At 68.6% G+C, this 15,849-nt stretch carries 14 protein-coding genes; 4 read left to right on the top strand and 10 right to left on the bottom strand.

Annotated elements, in window-relative coordinates; genetic code table 11:
- Positions 1-210: 210 nt before the first annotated feature.
- The 9 genes from glgX to ACAG25_RS05595 all read right to left on the bottom strand — a co-directional run bounded on the left by glgX (position 211) and on the right by ACAG25_RS05595 (position 10,379).
- Positions 211-2,370, bottom strand: coding sequence for a glycogen debranching protein GlgX (gene glgX / locus ACAG25_RS05555; protein WP_370487293.1), 2,160 nt, complete (start codon positions 2,368-2,370; stop codon positions 211-213).
- A gap of 91 nt (positions 2,371-2,461) precedes the next feature.
- Complete coding sequence (locus ACAG25_RS05560) at positions 2,462-3,037, bottom strand: isochorismatase family protein (protein ID WP_370487294.1); 576 nt, start codon at positions 3,035-3,037, stop codon at positions 2,462-2,464.
- Positions 3,034-3,711 carry a PAS and ANTAR domain-containing protein gene (locus ACAG25_RS05565; RefSeq protein ID WP_370487295.1) on the bottom strand — a complete coding sequence of 226 codons (678 nt, stop codon included), beginning with the start codon at positions 3,709-3,711 and terminating at the stop codon, positions 3,034-3,036. The genes ACAG25_RS05560 and ACAG25_RS05565 overlap by 4 nt, the downstream gene beginning before the upstream one ends.
- Before the next feature lie 30 nt (positions 3,712-3,741).
- Complete coding sequence (locus ACAG25_RS05570) at positions 3,742-5,058, bottom strand: hypothetical protein (RefSeq protein WP_370487296.1); 1,317 nt, start codon at positions 5,056-5,058, stop codon at positions 3,742-3,744.
- Positions 5,055-5,486 carry a hypothetical protein gene (locus ACAG25_RS05575; RefSeq protein WP_370487297.1) on the bottom strand — a complete coding sequence of 144 codons (432 nt, stop codon included), beginning with the start codon at positions 5,484-5,486 and terminating at the stop codon, positions 5,055-5,057. Before ACAG25_RS05575 ends, ACAG25_RS05570 begins: the two co-directional genes overlap by 4 nt.
- 3 nt (positions 5,487-5,489) lie before the next feature.
- Positions 5,490-5,660 carry a hypothetical protein gene (locus ACAG25_RS05580; RefSeq protein WP_370487298.1) on the bottom strand — a complete coding sequence of 57 codons (171 nt, stop codon included), beginning with the start codon at positions 5,658-5,660 and terminating at the stop codon, positions 5,490-5,492.
- Positions 5,657-7,522: a hypothetical protein gene (locus ACAG25_RS05585; RefSeq protein ID WP_370487299.1), complete on the bottom strand. Its 1,866-nt coding sequence runs from the start codon at positions 7,520-7,522 to the stop codon at positions 5,657-5,659. Before ACAG25_RS05585 ends, ACAG25_RS05580 begins: the two co-directional genes overlap by 4 nt.
- A 125-nt stretch (positions 7,523-7,647) precedes the next feature.
- The gene (locus tag ACAG25_RS05590) at positions 7,648-9,030 is read right to left on the bottom strand and encodes an acyl-CoA dehydrogenase family protein (protein WP_370487300.1); all 1,383 of its coding nucleotides are present in this window, start codon (positions 9,028-9,030) and stop codon (positions 7,648-7,650) included.
- Between the two features lie 56 nt (positions 9,031-9,086).
- Positions 9,087-10,379 (bottom strand): MFS transporter, encoded by a 1,293-nt coding sequence (locus ACAG25_RS05595; protein WP_370487301.1) that lies wholly within the window; start codon positions 10,377-10,379, stop codon positions 9,087-9,089.
- Between the two features lie 88 nt (positions 10,380-10,467).
- Between ACAG25_RS05595 and ACAG25_RS05600 the strand changes: the two genes are divergently transcribed.
- From ACAG25_RS05600 to ACAG25_RS05615, 4 genes are all read left to right on the top strand, one after another.
- On the top strand, positions 10,468-10,932 hold the full coding sequence (locus ACAG25_RS05600; RefSeq protein WP_370487302.1) for a PPOX class F420-dependent oxidoreductase: 465 nt from the start codon (positions 10,468-10,470) through the stop codon (positions 10,930-10,932).
- A gap of 202 nt (positions 10,933-11,134) precedes the next feature.
- Positions 11,135-12,370 (top strand): glycosyltransferase family 4 protein, encoded by a 1,236-nt coding sequence (locus tag ACAG25_RS05605; RefSeq protein ID WP_370487303.1) that lies wholly within the window; start codon positions 11,135-11,137, stop codon positions 12,368-12,370.
- A complete protein-coding gene (locus tag ACAG25_RS05610) occupies positions 12,364-13,083 on the top strand; it encodes a class I SAM-dependent methyltransferase (protein ID WP_370487304.1) in 720 nt (239 codons plus the stop codon). Before ACAG25_RS05605 ends, ACAG25_RS05610 begins: the two co-directional genes overlap by 7 nt.
- Entirely contained in the window at positions 13,083-14,150 is a 1,068-nt protein-coding gene (locus ACAG25_RS05615) for a prenyltransferase (protein WP_370487305.1), read from the top strand. Before ACAG25_RS05610 ends, ACAG25_RS05615 begins: the two co-directional genes overlap by 1 nt.
- Before the next feature lie 179 nt (positions 14,151-14,329).
- Here the strand turns inward: ACAG25_RS05615 and ACAG25_RS05620 are convergent, their stop codons facing one another.
- Positions 14,330-15,841: an HNH endonuclease signature motif containing protein gene (locus tag ACAG25_RS05620; protein ID WP_370487306.1), complete on the bottom strand. Its 1,512-nt coding sequence runs from the start codon at positions 15,839-15,841 to the stop codon at positions 14,330-14,332.
- Positions 15,842-15,849 lie beyond the last annotated feature (8 nt).

Here is a 15,849-nt window from a genome sequence, read left to right on the forward strand (position 1 = left end):
CGCTTCACCAAGCTGGCAACCGTGGCCGCCGGTAGGTCGCCGCCGCTCTTCGGCTCCTACTGCCGGCCCGCCCAGGCCAGCCGCGTCCGGACGTCCGAGGACATCCGACGCCGACTGACGGCCACGGTTGCAACAGCGAGTTCAAGCTAACACACCGAAAGCGGAAAAATGCTGAACTGAGCCATCAAGGTCGATGGCTCGCAACGTCTTTCAGTCGGTCACCGCGCGCAGTACCAGGGTGGCCCGCGCGTCCACCGTCACCGGGCTCGCCGCGGCGTGCTCGGTCTCGGGATCGGGCTCGGAAGCCGTGCACAACACCGGCTTCCACGCCCGGCCGAACTCGGTGTCGGGCAACGTGAATTCGATCGGCTCGTAGTGGGCGTTGAAGAACATCAGGAACGAGTCGTCGATCACCCGCTGCCCACGGGCGTCCATGTCGGGGATGCCGTGGCCGTTGAGGAAGACCCCCACCGACTTCGCGTACGCGGTTCCCCAGTCGTCGCCGGTCATCTCGGTGCCTTCGGGGGTGAACCACGCGATGTCGGGCAGGCCGGCGTTGCCGCGCCGTCCCAGCGGCTTGCCGGAGAAGAAGCGTCGCCGCCGGAAGACCGGGTGCGCGGCGCGCAGTTGTGACACCGTGCGGGCGAACTCCAGCAGATCGGTGTCGGCGGCGTCCCAGTCCATCCAGGTGATCTCGTTGTCCTGGCAGTAGCCGTTGTTGTTGCCACCCTGCGTGCGGCCGAGTTCGTCGCCGTGACACAGCATCGGCACGCCCTGGCTCAGCAGCAGCGTGGCCAGGAAGTTGCGCTGTTGGCGGGCGCGCAGCGCATTGACCTCCGGGTCGTCGGTGGGCCCTTCGACGCCGCAGTTCCAGGACCGGTTGTGGCTCTCCCCGTCGTTGTTGTCCTCGCCGTTGGCCTCGTTGTGTTTCTCGTTGTAGGACACCAGGTCGCGCAGCGTGAAGCCGTCGTGGGCCGTGACGAAGTTGATCGACGCGACCGGGCGGCGCGCGGTGTGTTCGTAGAGGTCGGCCGACCCGGTCAGCCGGTAGGCGAACTCGTCGAGCGTGGAGGGCTCACCGCGCCAGAAGTCGCGGACGGTGTCGCGGTACTTGCCGTTCCACTCCGTCCACTGGGGCGGGAAGTTGCCGACCTGGTAGCCGCCCGGTCCCACGTCCCAGGGCTCGGCGATCAGCTTGACCTGGCTGACCACCGGGTCCTGCTGCACGAGCTCGAAGAACGTCGCGAGCCGGTCCACGTCGTAGAACTCGCGGGCCAATGTGGAGGCCAGGTCGAACCGGAACCCGTCGACGTGCATCTCGGTGACCCAGTACCGCAGCGAATCCATGATCAGCTGCAACGTGTGCGGATGCCGGACGTTGAGGCTGTTGCCGGTGCCGGTGTAGTCCATGTAGTAGCGCTTGTCGTCGTCGACGAGGTGGTAGTACGCCGCGTTGTCGATACCGCGCATCGACAGCGTCGGGCCCATGTGGTTGCCCTCGGCGGTGTGGTTGTAGACGACGTCGAGGATGACCTCGATGTTGGCCTCGTGCAGCGCGCGCACCATGGCCTTGAACTCCTGGACCTGCCCGCCGGGATTCGGGTTGGAGCTGTACTTGGAGTCCGGTGCGAAGAACCCGATGGTGTTGTAGCCCCAGTAGTTCGACAGCCCCTTCTCCACCAGCGTCGAGTCGTTGGCGAAGTGATGGACCGGCATCAGCTCGATCGCCGTGATGCCCAGCTGCTGAAGATGTTCGATGATCGCGGGGTGCGCGACCGCGGCGTAGGTGCCGCGGATCTGTTCGGGGATGTCGGGATGGGTCTGGGTGAGCCCCTTGACGTGGGCCTCGTAGATCACCGTGTCGGCGTACTCGTGGCTGGGCGGACGGTCGGTGCCCCAGTCGAAGTACGGGTTGATCACCACGCACTTGGGCATGTTGGCCGCGGAGTCGTCGTCGTTGCGGCTGTCGGGGTCGCCGAAGGTGTAGCTGAACAGCGACTGGTCCCACTCGAAGTGACCGTCGATGGCCTTCGCGTACGGATCCAGCAGCAGCTTGTTCGGGTTGCAGCGCGACCCGTTGGGCGGGTCGTACGGGCCGTACACGCGGTAGCCGTACCGCTGGCCCGGCTCGATGTTGGGGATGAAGCAGTGCCAGACGAAACCGTCGACCTCGGGCAGCGTGATCCGGGTTTCCGCCGTCCCGCCGGAGCCGTCGTCGTTGAACAGGCACAGCTCCACCTTCTCGGCAGCCTCGGAGAACACCGCGAAGTTGGTGCCGTAGCCGTCGTAGGTGGCGCCCAGCGGGTACGCCTTGCCGGGCCACAACTCGAGGTCGGGGGCGTTGCCCGGGGTGCTGACGAACTGGGTCAAAGGACTCTCCTGGATCTCGTCTCGTCGCGGCGCTGGGGGGCCGCGACGGTAGGGGATGCCCGTTGGGGGCGGGACGCAACCGTGGGGTGGGTCAGGTCACCACATCGACGCCGGCGGCCTGCAGCGCCGTGACGGCGTCGGCCGTCGAGGCCGGTGAGACACCGGCGGTGAGGCCGAGGAGCACCCGGGTGGCGAACCCGGCGGCCACGGCGTCGGCCGCGGTGGCCCGCACGCAGTAGTCGGTGGCGATACCGACGACGTCGACGGCGTCCACGTCGCGTGCGCGCAGCCAGTCCGCCAGCCCGGTCCCGGACTCGTCGGTGCCCTCGAAGCCGCTGTAGGCCGCGCTGTAGTGACCTTTGGCGAACACCGCTTCCACCGGTGCGACGTCGAGGTCGGGGTGGAACTCGGCGCCGGGCGACCCGGCCACGCAGTGCGGCGGCCAGGAGTCGACGAAGTCGGGGTTGTCGGAGAAGTGGCTCCCCGGATCGATGTGAAAGTCCTTGGTGGCCGCCACATGCCGGTAGCGCGCGGCGGATCCGGACAGCAGGTCGTTGACGGCGTGCGCCACTGCGGTGCCGCCCTCGACCGCCAGCGAGCCGCCTTCGCAGAAGTCGTTCTGCACGTCGACGATGATCAGGGCGTTGCGGGTGGGTGAATCGCTCACCGCTTCACGGTATCGCCGCCGCGGTCGACCCGCAGGTGAGCGGTCAACAGCAGGTGGTCGAACGCGGCCCGCGGGGGCAGGGTCTCCTCGTAGGACAGTTCGCCGTAGTCGGCCACCAGCTGCTCGGCCAGTGTGCGCAGCTTGACGTTGGTCTCCTGGGAGCGCCAGCGCAGCAGCTCGAACGCGGCGTCGGCATCGACCCGGTAGATGAGCATCAGCATGCCTTTGACCTGTTCGATCACCGCGCGGTTCTCGGTGATCTCGGCCAGCGCGGCGGTCATCATGGCCTTGGCTGCCGACTCGCTGGGGGAGACGTCGACATAGAAGCCGTGGGTACCGATCAGCCGGCCGGCCTCGTCGTTGAGGCGGTCGCCGATCACCACGACCTCATGGGTGTCGCCGCGGGTGTCGATGATGCGGTGGCGCGTGGAGAACGTGCGGTGGGTGCGACGCATCTCCTCCAGGGTCGCCGCCACCTGCTGCCGGTCCTCGGGGTGCTTGTGCGACAGCACCAGCTCGGTGGTCGGTGTCACGGTGCCGGGTTCGTAGCCGTGCAGGATCTGCACCTGTTCGGACCACTCCCACCGTTCGTCGGCGAAGTAGAAGCGGAACCATCCGACCCGCTGCGGAGACCCGCCCGCGAGCGCCTGTTCCAGAGAGTCCTCAGCTGACACAAGATGACATTATGGGCCAGCGGTTCGGCGTCACCCGCCGAACAGCAGATACAGCCCGGTGAACGTGTAGAACACCATCACCAGCATCATCGCGAGCTGCCCGGTGACCTGATGGTCCTTGGGCAGCAGCGCCAGCGAGCGGTCGTGCGCGGCCACCACACCGGCGATGTGACCGGCCACCACGAACCCCACCTTCAGCGTCGCCAACAGGCCGGGATGCATCGACAGCAGGTAACTGACCTCGGCGTCGGCGAGTCCCAGGACGTTCCAGCCGCGCCCCAGCGGATCGGCGAGCTGGATGATCGTCTGCTGGCCCCGTTCCACCAGGTAGGTCAGATAGTGGGCGAAGACGTAGCCGATGACGATCGGGATCAGCGAGTGCGCCAGCAGCCCGGGCAGCTCGCGCCGCCGCGCGGCGTCGACGCCACCGGTGCAGCGCGCCGCGGCCCAGAACGTGGCCGCCACCACGCCGACGAACAGCAGCAGCGTCACCGAGCGCACCAGCGTCGCACCCGTCGTGGAGTCCGTCAGGTTGCCGACCAGCCGGCGGAACTGCGGCGTCGCCGAGAAGCTGTCGAACGCCGTGGATCCCAGCAGTACCGCCAACACCGCGACGACGCCGGGGCGCACGGGCAGCGACGGCAGGTTGTCGAACGGGTTGCCCACGACGATGCGACCGTCGTCGCGGCGACGGAACAGCGACAGCCGCGACGCGACCACGCTGTACACCTCGAACGGGTCGGCGTTGGCGTTCCAGCGCGATCCGAACACCACCGCCCCGGCCAGCGTCACCAGGAGGTACACCACCAGCCAGGTTCGGATCGCGCCCAGCGAACCGGGATTCGGGCTCGCCAGCTCCAACCACACGAACGCCAGCAGGCCGGCCGCGGCGGGCCAGTAACCCAGCGAGCGGGGATAGCTGCGCCCTAGGTTGCGGCCGCCGATCAGCTTGTGCAGTGCGCGCACCGGTGACAGCACCCGCCAGACCGGGCCGATCGCCCACGACAGGGCGACCAGTCCGACCCAGAGCAGCACGTAGAACACCCCGGGCAGCGCGTTGTCCGCGTCCTGCGGTCCGAAGAATCCGGCCATCGCGACCCACGCCGTGAAGGCCAGCGCCAGCACCGCCAGCACCCAGCGGGTCACGGGGGAGTCGACGACGGCGGTCACCCACGCGGGCAGTGCCCGGCCGGGCTTGTCGGTGTCGAAGCGCGGGGTGCGCCACGCCAGGGCGACCACCGCGAACGTGAACGTCAGGGCCCAGGCGGCGCCGATCAGGGCGTAGGTGAAGGGGATGGGCAGATCGGTGGAGCCGCCCAACCCGTGGGCCAGCAGCTGGGTGCTCACCGCACCAGGATGGTGGCGATCGTGGTGTGGGTGTTGTGCAGTTCGACGTCGACACGCCCCGGCATCTCGACGGTGAACTCGAACTCCTGCCCGGGCGCCGCGGCCACCGGGAAGGTGTGTTCGGGTGTCGAGTGGACGTGCAGTTCGTCGGCGGCGTCGCTGTCCACGCGGATCACGATGGGCTGTCCCACGGACGCCTGGAGTTGCTCATTGGTCGGCGTGACACGTCCGTCGGCGATCGTGACGTCGAGGGCCACCTGTTCCTGCTGCTGACCGGTGTCCCCGGCGTCACCGGCCGGGGCGGTCGCGGCGGGTTCGGACGTCGCAGCGGCGGGATCTTGTGCGGTCTCGGAGCTGTTGCCGCAGCCGACGAGCACTACGGCCGCGGCGGCGACTGCCAGCACGTCCTGGAATCGGATTCCGATCACCTCTCATGGTCGATTGTCGTTGCTGTCCAGGGATTCTTCGGCTTCCCGCTTCTTCCGGTTGCGGACCGCGATGTAGATGACGACTCCGGTCACGACGAACGCGGGAGCGAACGCCGGCACGGCGATCCAGATCGGATGGTCGGCCAGGAAGACGACGTCGGCCGGGGGTGTCACGTCTGTCCGGAGGGTTGCAGGTTCTCGGCCTCCCGGCGCGGTTCGCTGTTGTTGATGCGCCCGGCACCCCAGGTGATGCCGGCGACCATCGCCAGCGTGCACGCCAGCACCACCAGGCAGCCGATCAGCCACAGCGACTGCGGGATGTCGGGGCTGCGTTCGCGCTGCAGGATGGTGATCTCGGAGACGAACGGTCGGGTGAACTCCGCCTCGGCGGGCACCTCCTCGGCGCCGATGCCGGGGTCACCGGCCAGGTAGATCGGCACCGCGGCCAGCGTCTTGCCGTCGTGCACGCGCAGCAGCGTTTTCCAGGTGCCCGAGACCGGCATCGGCTCGGTGGAGACGTAGTGGCCGTCGGCGACCTTCTCCAGCGTGTCGACGAACTGGCCCCGCTGGTTGTCGATGCCGCCCTGCCAGCCCAGCACCGCCACCCAGTTCGGGTCGTCGCTGATGACGTCCGGCGGATTGAAGCGGACGTCGGCGGTGACGTAGCGGGCGCCGTCGACGGGTGGCGCCTCGGTGAGCGTGATCTGGGCGGTCGCGTTCTGCGGGGTGTTGTATTGCAGGCCGTTGGCGGCGGCGCCGCCGATGGCCACGACGGTCAGCGCGACCAGGCCGACGCCGATCGCGCGCCGCGGCAGGCGCTGTCCGGTGAGGACCATCCCGCCCATCGCGCCGCACGCGCCGACCAGGATGGCCACCGGGATCGACATCGCCAGCGCCTCGCCCCAGATGCTGCCGGGCCAGGGCAGTGCGTAGACGGAGTTGATCCACAACGATTCCAGCCACAGCCCGACGGTGGCGATGCCCAGACCGCTGACCATGCCGAACACGACGGGTCGGCGGTACAGCGGGGTGAGCGCCAACAGCTCGACCACGACGGCCGCACCGAGGTACAGCGGGAACCAGTTGATCGGCGCGGCGAGGACCGGTCCCACCAGCAGCGCGACGACGCCGCGCAGGCCGATGGCGATGAGCGCGGCGATCAGGGCCGCGCCACGGCCGAGGAAGATGCGCGCCATCACCAGGGCGAGCGCGGCGGCCGCGGCGATCAGCATCGGCTGGAACACCTGCCGGAACTGCGGGACGCCGAAGTCGAACTCGATCTGGTAGACCGACGCGCCGATCAGGACCCCGGCGAACGCGAGGTACAGCACAGCCCGCAAGCCGAGGCCGTCACGCGGTGCGTCGGGGCCGGCGGCGCGTTTGCCTTCGTATTCGAGGAACGCCGCGGCCAGCGTGGAGAAGCCGGCGCCGCCGATCATCATCAGGTGGGTCGGTCCCCACAGCGTCACGTCCTGGCCGAAGATGCGGTGCCAGATGTCGTCGAGCGGGAAGCCGGTCAGCGCGTACAGACCGCAGCCGGCCATCACGATGCCGCCCACCGGCGCGTACCAGTCGTCGGTGATGCGCACGGCTGCCGGTCCGGGACGTTCGCCGTTCAGCGGCAACACCATCGCGGTGCAACCGGCGACGAAGATGCCGAACAGGCCGATCAGGATGAAGTAGTGCGCGGGGTTGGCCAGTGCACCGTCGTCGCGGCCGTTGCCGATGTGCAGGCTGACGTCCCAGATGAACCCGAACAGCGCGCAGATGATCGAGGTGGTGAACATGATGACCGGCAGCGCCACCCAGGACGGCCTCTTGAATCGCTGCGAGGTCCAGTCGGCCAGGCGGGTCAGCCAGGTGATCTTGTGGGTGCGGTGCAGATAGCCGATCCAGACCAGGATCGCGGAGACCACCACCGCTGCCACGGAGAGGCCGATGACCTCGTGGATCGCGGTGCCGCCGCCCTCGTCCTGGGCGAGAACCGACACGTCGTACTGTGCGTGCGCCCAGGTCGGCGCTCCGGAAAAGGTCATATCCATCCCATCGCTGTGCGCTCGGACACATGAGTGACTCTGCTGGCTGATGTTGCCAGAAATCCGCTAGGCGAAACCAGCGGTACCGGATTTTTCCGCAGCGCCACTTCAGGCCCGCCGGGAGGTCATTTCCTCGGCGGTCGGAGCACCTTCATCGCCATCTGCATGACCGGCTCGGGGACCCGGTCCTTGGCGGCCAGCGCGCGGGCCGCCGCCCGGGTGCGCAGCGGCGTACCGCGCCCGAAGTAGCGGTTGAGCGGTCCGCCCGTCGGCTCCAGGTCGACGTGCAGTGGCGGCGCTCCGTCGGCGGCGCCCAGTGCGCGGGCGATCACCATGCGCTGGATCTCACTGGTGCCCTCGAAGATGGTGTACAGCTTCGCGTCTCGATACCACTTCTCCACCGGGTGGTCGGTGATGTAACCCCACCCGCCCATCGTCTGGATGGCCCGCTCGGTGGTCTTCACGGCGACCTCGCTGGCGGCCAGCTTCGACATCGAGCCCTCGCCACGCTCGAACGGCACCCCGGACGCCGCCATCCACGACGCCCGCCAGGTCAGCAGCCGGGCCGCGTCGATCTGCGTGGCCAGGTCGGCGATCGGGAACGCGATGCCCTGGTTGTCGATGATCGGCGCGCCGAACGCCTCGCGGCGGTTGGCGTACTCGGTCATGTACTCCAATGCGGCGCGCGCGATCCCGAGCGCCTGGGCCGCGACCATCGGGCGGGTCTGCTCGAACGTGCCCAGCGCCGCCGACCGGGAGTGGCGCGCTCCCTCTACCGCTTCGCGCGCCTTGGCCAGCTTGTACTCGAGCTTCTCCTGTCCGCCCAGCAGGTTCTCGCCGGGCACCCGCACACCGTCGAACCGCAACTCCGCGGTGTGCGACGCGCGGCAGCCCAGCTTGTCCAGCTTGCGCACCAATTCCAGGCCCGGTGTTCCGCCGGGCACGATGAACAGCGCCTGACCCCGGTGCCCGAGTTCCTGGTCCACCACCGCGTTGACGACGTGGACGTTGGCGATGCCGCCATTGCCGATCCACATCTTGTGGCCGTCGATGATCCAGTCGTCACCGTCGCGGCGGGCGGTGGTGCGCAGGTTGCGCACGTCGCTGCCGCCCTCGGGTTCGGAGATCGCCAGCGCGGCCAGCTTCAGATCGCCGGGGGTGCCGAAACACTCCGGTGCCCACTGCAGCATCTGCTCCGGGGACGCCGCCTGGCCGATCGCCGACAGCGCCAGGGCCGGCATCACCACGGCCAGGCCGATCCCGGCGCAGCCCCAGAACAACTCCTCCATGAACATCGGGAGCGACAGCCCCGTCGGGTCGCCTATCAGGTCGCGGTAGAACAGCGGACTGTAGAAGCCCCGGGTCGCGGCCTCTTCGAGCACCGGCCACGGAAACTCCTGGCGCTGGTCGTATTCCTGGGCGACCGGCCGCACGACCTCCGCGGCGAACTCGTGGGTGCGCCGGGCCAGGTCGTGCTGGGCGGCGGTGGGCGTGATGTTGAACGTCATCTGCGTCCCCTGTGATCGGCCGGATGGTCACCCTGTACCCACCTCGGCCGACAAACTCACCGCACCGCGTCGCCGACCTCGCGTGGACGGACTTCCCAGACGGGCGCGGGTTTCAGCAACGCCAGCGACAGACTGCTGATGCCCATCAGCACCATTGTCAGAACCAGGAACGGGGTGTAGCCGCCGAAGTGGTCCGACGTCGCGCCGGAGGCCAGCGGGCCGAACGCGGTGCCCAGGGACAGCGCGGCGACCATGCCGCCGAACAGTCCGCCGAAGTTGCGCAGCCCGAAGTAACGCGAGGCCAGGTAGGCGATGACGTCGACCTCGGCGCCCAGCGTCAGGCCGAACAGCGCGGCGGCCACCGTCTGGCTGACCGGGTTGGCACCGTCGAACAGCAACAGCGCACTGCCGGCGATCGGCACCAGATACGCACAGGCTCCCACCACGCGGGCCGGGTACCGGTCCAGCAGCACCCCGACGCCGAGCCGGCCGACGATCGAGAAGACACCCACCAACGCCGCGGTGCCGGCTGCTGCCAGCGGTTCGGCGCCGGCGTCGCGCAGGATCGGCACGAGGTGGACCACCACGCCCAAGGTGGTGAACGCGAAAAGCCCCGCGGCGAGCAGCAGTTGGTAGAAGGTGATCGAGCGCAGTCCCTCGCGCATGGTCACCCCGGGGAGCTCGACCGGCTCGCTGTCCTTCTCGGTGACGGTGGCGACGTCCGGTTCGATCCGTTTGCCGGCGCGCACGTCGTCCTGCGCGCCGCGGAAGAACAGGGCCACCGCAGCCAGCACCAGGCCGCCCCACAGCACGCCGAGCCCGATGAACGCGCCACGCCACCCCCACACGCCGATCAGCGCGGTGGCCAGCGGCGGGAACACCGCCGCGGCCAGCGATCCGCCGGACAGGGTCACGGCGAACGCGAGGCCGCGCGAGGTTTCGAAGCGGCTGGCCACCGCCGACGTCCAGACCGTGGTCTGCACCCAGAACGACGCGAACGACAGCAGCGCCCACAGCAGGATCCAGTTGGCCATCGATCCCGTGGCGGTGCCCATCAGCGCGAACGTGGCGGCCATCAGCGTCACGCCGCACAGGCCAACGCGCCGCGGACCCAGCCGGTCGACCAGCAGCCCGATCGGCAGCGCCGCCACGGCGGCGGCCATCCCGACGATGGTCAGGCCCACCGACGCCTGGGCCCGCGACCAGCCGAACTCCTCTTGCAGCGGCGCCATGAACGCGCCGAGGCAGTAGACGTGGATGACGCCCATCGAGTAACCGAGGCCGGCGGCCAGCGGGACCTTGCCGAATCGTCGCCACTCCGCCAGTGCCGCGGTCCTGCTGTCCGACATGCCGACCCCTTGTCATTTACGGGCAGAAGTGTAAAGGCGCTGTTGTTGAGCCGCAGTGTATCCACGCGGGTCTGGATACGCTGATCCGATGACCCGCAACTACGCCACCGCCGATGAGGTCACGCTGTCGGAGTTGCTCGATTTCGTGCGGCCGCGACACCGGATGGTGCTGACCACGTTCCGTGCGGGGGAGTCGCTGCAGAGTTCGCCGGTCACCGGCGGCGTCGATGCCGAAGGCCGCATCGTGATCGCGAGCTACCCGCGACGGGCGAAGGTGGCCAACATCCGGCGCCGGCCGCGCGCCAGCATCGTGGTGCTCTCCGACGACTTCAACGGTCCCTACGTCCAGGTGGACGGGTATGCCGAGGTGGTCGACCTGCCCCACGCGCTCGAACCGCTGGTCGAGTACTTCCGGGTGATCTCCGGGGAACATCCGGACTGGGACGAGTACCGGGCCGCGATGGTCGAGCAGGGCAAGTGCCTGATCAGGGTCACGCCGCAGCGTTGGGGGCCGGTCGCCACAGGCGGATTCCCGCCGCCCTCGGCGCAGTGATGACCCAGGGTGCGCAGGACTGTCGGCGCCGACTGTGGTAGTCAGAGCTAGCGCACGCGTTGCGTCAGCTAGCACGTCAAACTATAGTCTGGACACATGTCCAGGAGGGTTCGGATTCCTTGCTCCAATCGATTCGGGCAGCTCAGGGCGGCTTCCCAGCCTGGACCTGCGCGCCGACGCGTGTCGCTGAAGCGGTGAGCTGATGCGCATCGCACTGCTGTCGTATCGCAGCAAGACCCATTGCGGCGGGCAAGGTGTCTACGTCCGCCATCTCAGCCGCGGCCTCGTCGAACTCGGTCACGAGGTCGAGTTGTTCTCCGGACAGCCCTACCCGGACGGGCTCGACCCGCGGGTCACGCTGACCAAGGTGCCGAGCCTGGATCTGTACCGGGAGCCCGATCCGTTCCGGATCCCGCGGCCCAGCGAGATCAAGACCAGCATCGACCTCGAAGAGCTGCTGACCACCTGGACCGCCGGGTTCCCCGAACCCAAGACGTTCAGCATGCGCGTCGCGCGGTTGCTGGCCGATCGGCGCGACGAGTTCGACGTCGTCCACGACAACCAGTGCCTGGGGACCGGTCTGCTGACGATCGCCGAGTCCGGTCTTCCGGTGGTGGCCACCGTGCACCACCCGATCACCCGCGACCGGGTGGTCGAGATCGACGCGGCCAAGTGGTGGCGCAAACCCCTGGTGCGCCGCTGGTACGCGTTCGCCGAGATGCAGAAGCAGGTCGCGCGGCAGATCCCCGAGCTGGTGACCGTGTCCTCGACGTCGGCCGCCGACATCGCCGCCGACTTCGCGGTCGACCCGGCGCAGCTGCACGTGGTGCCGCTCGGTGTGGACACCGCGCTGTTCCAGCCGGCCCGTGAGCGCGTGCGCAACCGCATCATCGCGATCGCCAGCGCCGACGTCCCGCTCAAGGGGGTCAGTCACCTCCTGCACGCCGTGGCGCGGCTGCGCGTCGAACGTGATCTGGAACTGCAGCTGGTCGCCAAGCTCGAGCCCAACGGGCCGACCGAGAAGCTCATCGCCGAGCTGGGTATCTCCGACATCGTGCACAGCTCCAGTGGGCTGAGTGACGCCGAGCTCGCCGGGCTGCTGGCCTCCGCCGAAGTCGCCTGCATCCCCTCGCTCTACGAGGGTTTCTCGCTGCCGGCGGTGGAGGCGATGGCCAGCGGCACGCCGATCGTGGCCAGCCGTGCGGGTGCGCTGCCTGAGGTGGTCGGTCCCGATGGCGAGTGCGCCCGGTTGGTCACGCCCGCCGATGTCGACGAGCTGACCTCGGTGCTGGGTGAACTGCTGGACTCCCCGCGCGAGTTGCGCCGACTCGGGGACAACGGCCGGCAGCGCGCGCTGGAAGTGTTCAGCTGGGAATCGGTTGCAGCACAGACGGTTGCGGTCTACGAACGAGCTTGCGGGAGGGTCGCGGCATGCTGACCGTCGATTTCGACCGGCTCGGAGTCGGTGCCGGCACCAAGGTGATCGATGTCGGCTGCGGCGCGGGCCGCCACACCTTCGAGGCGTTCCGCCGCGGGGCCGACGTCATCGGTTTCGACCAGAGCGTCTCCGACCTCAATGACGTCGACGAAATCCTGCAGGCGATGAAGCAGCAGGGTGAGGTGCCCGCGTCGGCTGTGGCCGAAGCCGTGAAGGGTGACGCGCTGGATCTGCCCTACGCCGACGCCACCTTCGACTGTGTGATCGCCTCGGAGATCCTCGAACACGTGCCCGAGGACGACCGCGCGATCGCCGAGCTGGTACGGGTGCTCAAACCCGGTGGGCGCCTCGCGATCACGGTGCCGCGCTGGCTGCCGGAGCGCATCTGCTGGGCGCTGTCCGACGAGTACCACGCCAACGAGGGCGGCCACATCCGCATCTACCGCGCCGACGAACTGCGGGACAAGGTGCTTGCGCACGGCCTCCGGTTGACCCATACCCACTATGCGCATGCCCTGCACTCGCCGTACTGGTGGCTCAAATGCGCTGTGGGAACCGAGAAGACGGATCATCCCGCGGTGAGCGCCTATCACAAGCTGCTGGTGTGGGACATGATCGACCGCCCGTGGCTGACCCGCACCGCCGAGTCACTGCTCAACCCGGTGATCGGCAAGAGCGTGGCCCTGTACTTCGAGAAGCCACAATCGAGCTGATGACCGAGATTCCCAGCGTCCCCGGGGTTTTCACCGCCGCTCAGTGTCTGCAGACCGCTGAGTCCATCGCGGCGACGCAGGAATCCAGCGGAGCCATTCCGTGGTCCGACGGCGGGCACACCGATCCGTGGGATCACATCGAGAACGCGATGGCGCTCACCGCAGCCGGACTGCTCGAGCCCGCGCGCCGGGCCTTCGAGTGGTCGCGGACGAACCAGCGCGCCGACGGCACCTGGCCGATCCAGTTGCGCGACGGGGTGATCGAGGACGCGAACAGCGACAGCAACTTCTGCGCCTACATCGCCACGGGTGTGTGGCATTACGTGTTGGTCACCGGTGACAACGATTTCGCGGCGACCATGTGGCCGGTGGTGTCCAGGGCCATCGATTTCGTGCTCGAACTGCAGTACGGCATCGGGGAGATCGCGTGGGGCCGCGGGCCCGGCGGTCCCACCGGCGAGGCTCTGCTGACCGGCTGTGCGAGCATCCACCACGCGATGCGGTGTGCGTTGGCGCTGGCCGACCATGTCGGTGAATCGCAGCCGGAGTGGGAGTTGGCCGTCGGCCGACTCGGGCACGTCATCGCCGAGCACCCGGACGCGTTCGTCACCAAGGACCGTTGGTCGATGGAGTGGTACTACCCGGTGCTCGGGGGAGCGCTGCGCGGTGAGCGGGCGCAGGACCGGATCGATTCGCGCTGGGACGATTTCGTCGTGCCGGGTCTGGGGATCCGCTGCGTCGACGATCGCCCCTGGGTGACCGGCGCCGAAACCTGTGAACTCGTCATGGCTTTGGATGCGATCGGGCAGCAGGACCGGGCCCACGAGCAGTTCGCGGCCATGCACCACCTGCGCGAGGAGGACGGGTCCTACTGGACCGGCCTGGTCTACGCCGACGGCAAACGCTGGCCGGTGGAGCGCACCACGTGGACGGGTGCGGCGGTCATCCTGGCAGCCGACGCGCTGTCGTCGGCGACCCCGGGCAGCGGCATCTTCCGCGGCGTCGATCTGCCCCGTGGCCTGGAAGGCGACTACGACTGCGAGTGCGCGACCACCAGCGAGCGCTGACCGCCGCGCGAGATGCGTTAGCCGGCTCGTAGCGAGTGTGCCGGCCGCCCTTGTACCGGAGGGCCTTCCGATCCCACCAGCCCGTGTTTGTGCTGCACCCGGGTGCGGTCCGGGTGTGAAAGGTCGTGGCCGTCAGGCCACTTGGTCGCGGGTCGTCAGGCCACGTGGTTGTCGGGCCGTCAGGCCACGTGGTTGTCGGGTGGTGCGGGCCCGCCGGGTTCGCCGGGATCGTCGGGTGGTGGGGTGCCGGATTCCGGGTCGTCGATGGCAGGGTTGTCTGTCGCTTCGGCGTTGTCGGTTGCCGAATCGTCGTTCTCGCTCCATAAGTCGGGTTCTTCGGGTGGGCGGAGGAGTCGTTCGGGGCGGTGGTAGTAGTTGATGCGGTTTTGGCCGGTGTCCAGGCCGGGTGGGGGGATCCATTCGACTTCGCAGCGGTCGTTCATGCGGGTGGTCCAGCCGCCTTGTTCGACGCTGCGGTTATCCGGTGGGCAGGCCAGGCCGTTTTCGTCGACGTTGGTGTTGCCGCCGTGGGCGAAGTCGGCTTGGGCGTGGTGGACCTGACAGCCGTAGGCCCCGACAGGACAACACGGCTTGGTGCAGCCGCCGTCGCGGGCGATGAGCATGATCCGCTGCGCCGCCGAGGCGACCCGACGGGCCCGGAACAGGTTCAGTGCTGAGCCGGTAGCACGGTCGAACACCGCCAGGTAGTGGTTGGCGTGGGCGGCCATCCGGATCACGTCGCTGATCGGGATGACGGTGCCGCCGCCGGTGGTGCCGACCCCGGCCCGAGACTCCAAATCCTGCAACGTGGTGCGGATGATGATCGACACCGGCAGCCCGTTGAGTTGGCCGAGTTGTCCGCTCATCAGGGCGATGCGTCCGGCGGCGACCAACGCGTCGTGGCGGCGTTGGGCCAGGGTGCGGTGGTCGTTGTCGATCTGGGCCTGTGAGGGTGTGCCTGAGGTGCAGGGTTGCGGGTCGTCGGGGTTGCACATGCCGGGGGCGGCGTACTTGGCGAAGATGACCTCCAAGACTGCCCACGCCTCCGGAGTCAGGGTCGCCGACAGATCGGTCATCCCATCGGAACCCTGCTTGCACTTCGTGATCCCGCGTTTGCGGGCGCGGTCGGTGTCGTCGGGTTCGGGTCCGTCCTGGTCGAGCAGGAACAAGGTTTGTGCGGCGGCGTCTTTGAGCTCTTTGGGTCCGACCCCGACGGCGTTACGTACCAGATCCATTTCGAAGCGTTCCCGGGTCGCGGTGTCGACGAAGCCGGGCAGTTTGGCCATCGCGGCGCGGATGACCGCGACATGCTCGGCATTGATCAGCCCGTGCGCTTGGGCAACAGCAGTGGCCGGCAGCACCGGCGGCAATGCCGGCCCGCTCAACGGCTGACGCGGCGCCAGCACCGCGGCCTCGCCGAGGCGTCGGCACGCCTCACCGCCGGAGATGCGCCACCGCACCGTCAGTGCTTCTTTCCAGGATTTGGCGCCCAGCTGTTGCGGGGTGGCCTCGACCTGCAACCGCGCCAACAAACGGTGGCTCATCGTGGGCAGCTGACAGCCCAGGGTTTCCAGGTCGTCGAGGGCCTCGATGAGCTCGTGGCGGGTCAGCAGGTCCAGCTCGCACGCGGCGACCTCCTCGAAGGCAGCCTGCAACCCGCTTAGCGCGGTCCGCAGATCCTCACCCGACATACTTCGAA

The organism is Mycobacterium sp. pV006, assembly GCF_041287115.1.
GTDB lineage: Bacteria > Actinomycetota > Actinomycetes > Mycobacteriales > Mycobacteriaceae > Mycobacterium.

What these genes read in the sequence shown, in the direction of transcription:
- ACAG25_RS05585 (WP_370487299.1), bottom strand. Translation starts at nt 7,522, where the DNA reads ATGACCTTTTCCGGAGCGCCGACCTGGGCGCACGCACAGTACGACGTG.
- ACAG25_RS05590 (WP_370487300.1), bottom strand. Translation starts at nt 9,030, where the DNA reads ATGACGTTCAACATCACGCCCACCGCCGCCCAGCACGACCTGGCCCGG.
- ACAG25_RS05595 (WP_370487301.1), bottom strand. Translation starts at nt 10,379, where the DNA reads ATGTCGGACAGCAGGACCGCGGCACTGGCGGAGTGGCGACGATTCGGC.
- ACAG25_RS05600 (WP_370487302.1), top strand. Translation starts at nt 10,468, where the DNA reads ATGACCCGCAACTACGCCACCGCCGATGAGGTCACGCTGTCGGAGTTG.
- ACAG25_RS05605 (WP_370487303.1), top strand. Translation starts at nt 11,135, where the DNA reads ATGCGCATCGCACTGCTGTCGTATCGCAGCAAGACCCATTGCGGCGGG.
- ACAG25_RS05610 (WP_370487304.1), top strand. Translation starts at nt 12,364, where the DNA reads ATGCTGACCGTCGATTTCGACCGGCTCGGAGTCGGTGCCGGCACCAAG.
- ACAG25_RS05615 (WP_370487305.1), top strand. Translation starts at nt 13,083, where the DNA reads ATGACCGAGATTCCCAGCGTCCCCGGGGTTTTCACCGCCGCTCAGTGT.
- ACAG25_RS05620 (WP_370487306.1), bottom strand. Translation starts at nt 15,841, where the DNA reads ATGTCGGGTGAGGATCTGCGGACCGCGCTAAGCGGGTTGCAGGCTGCC.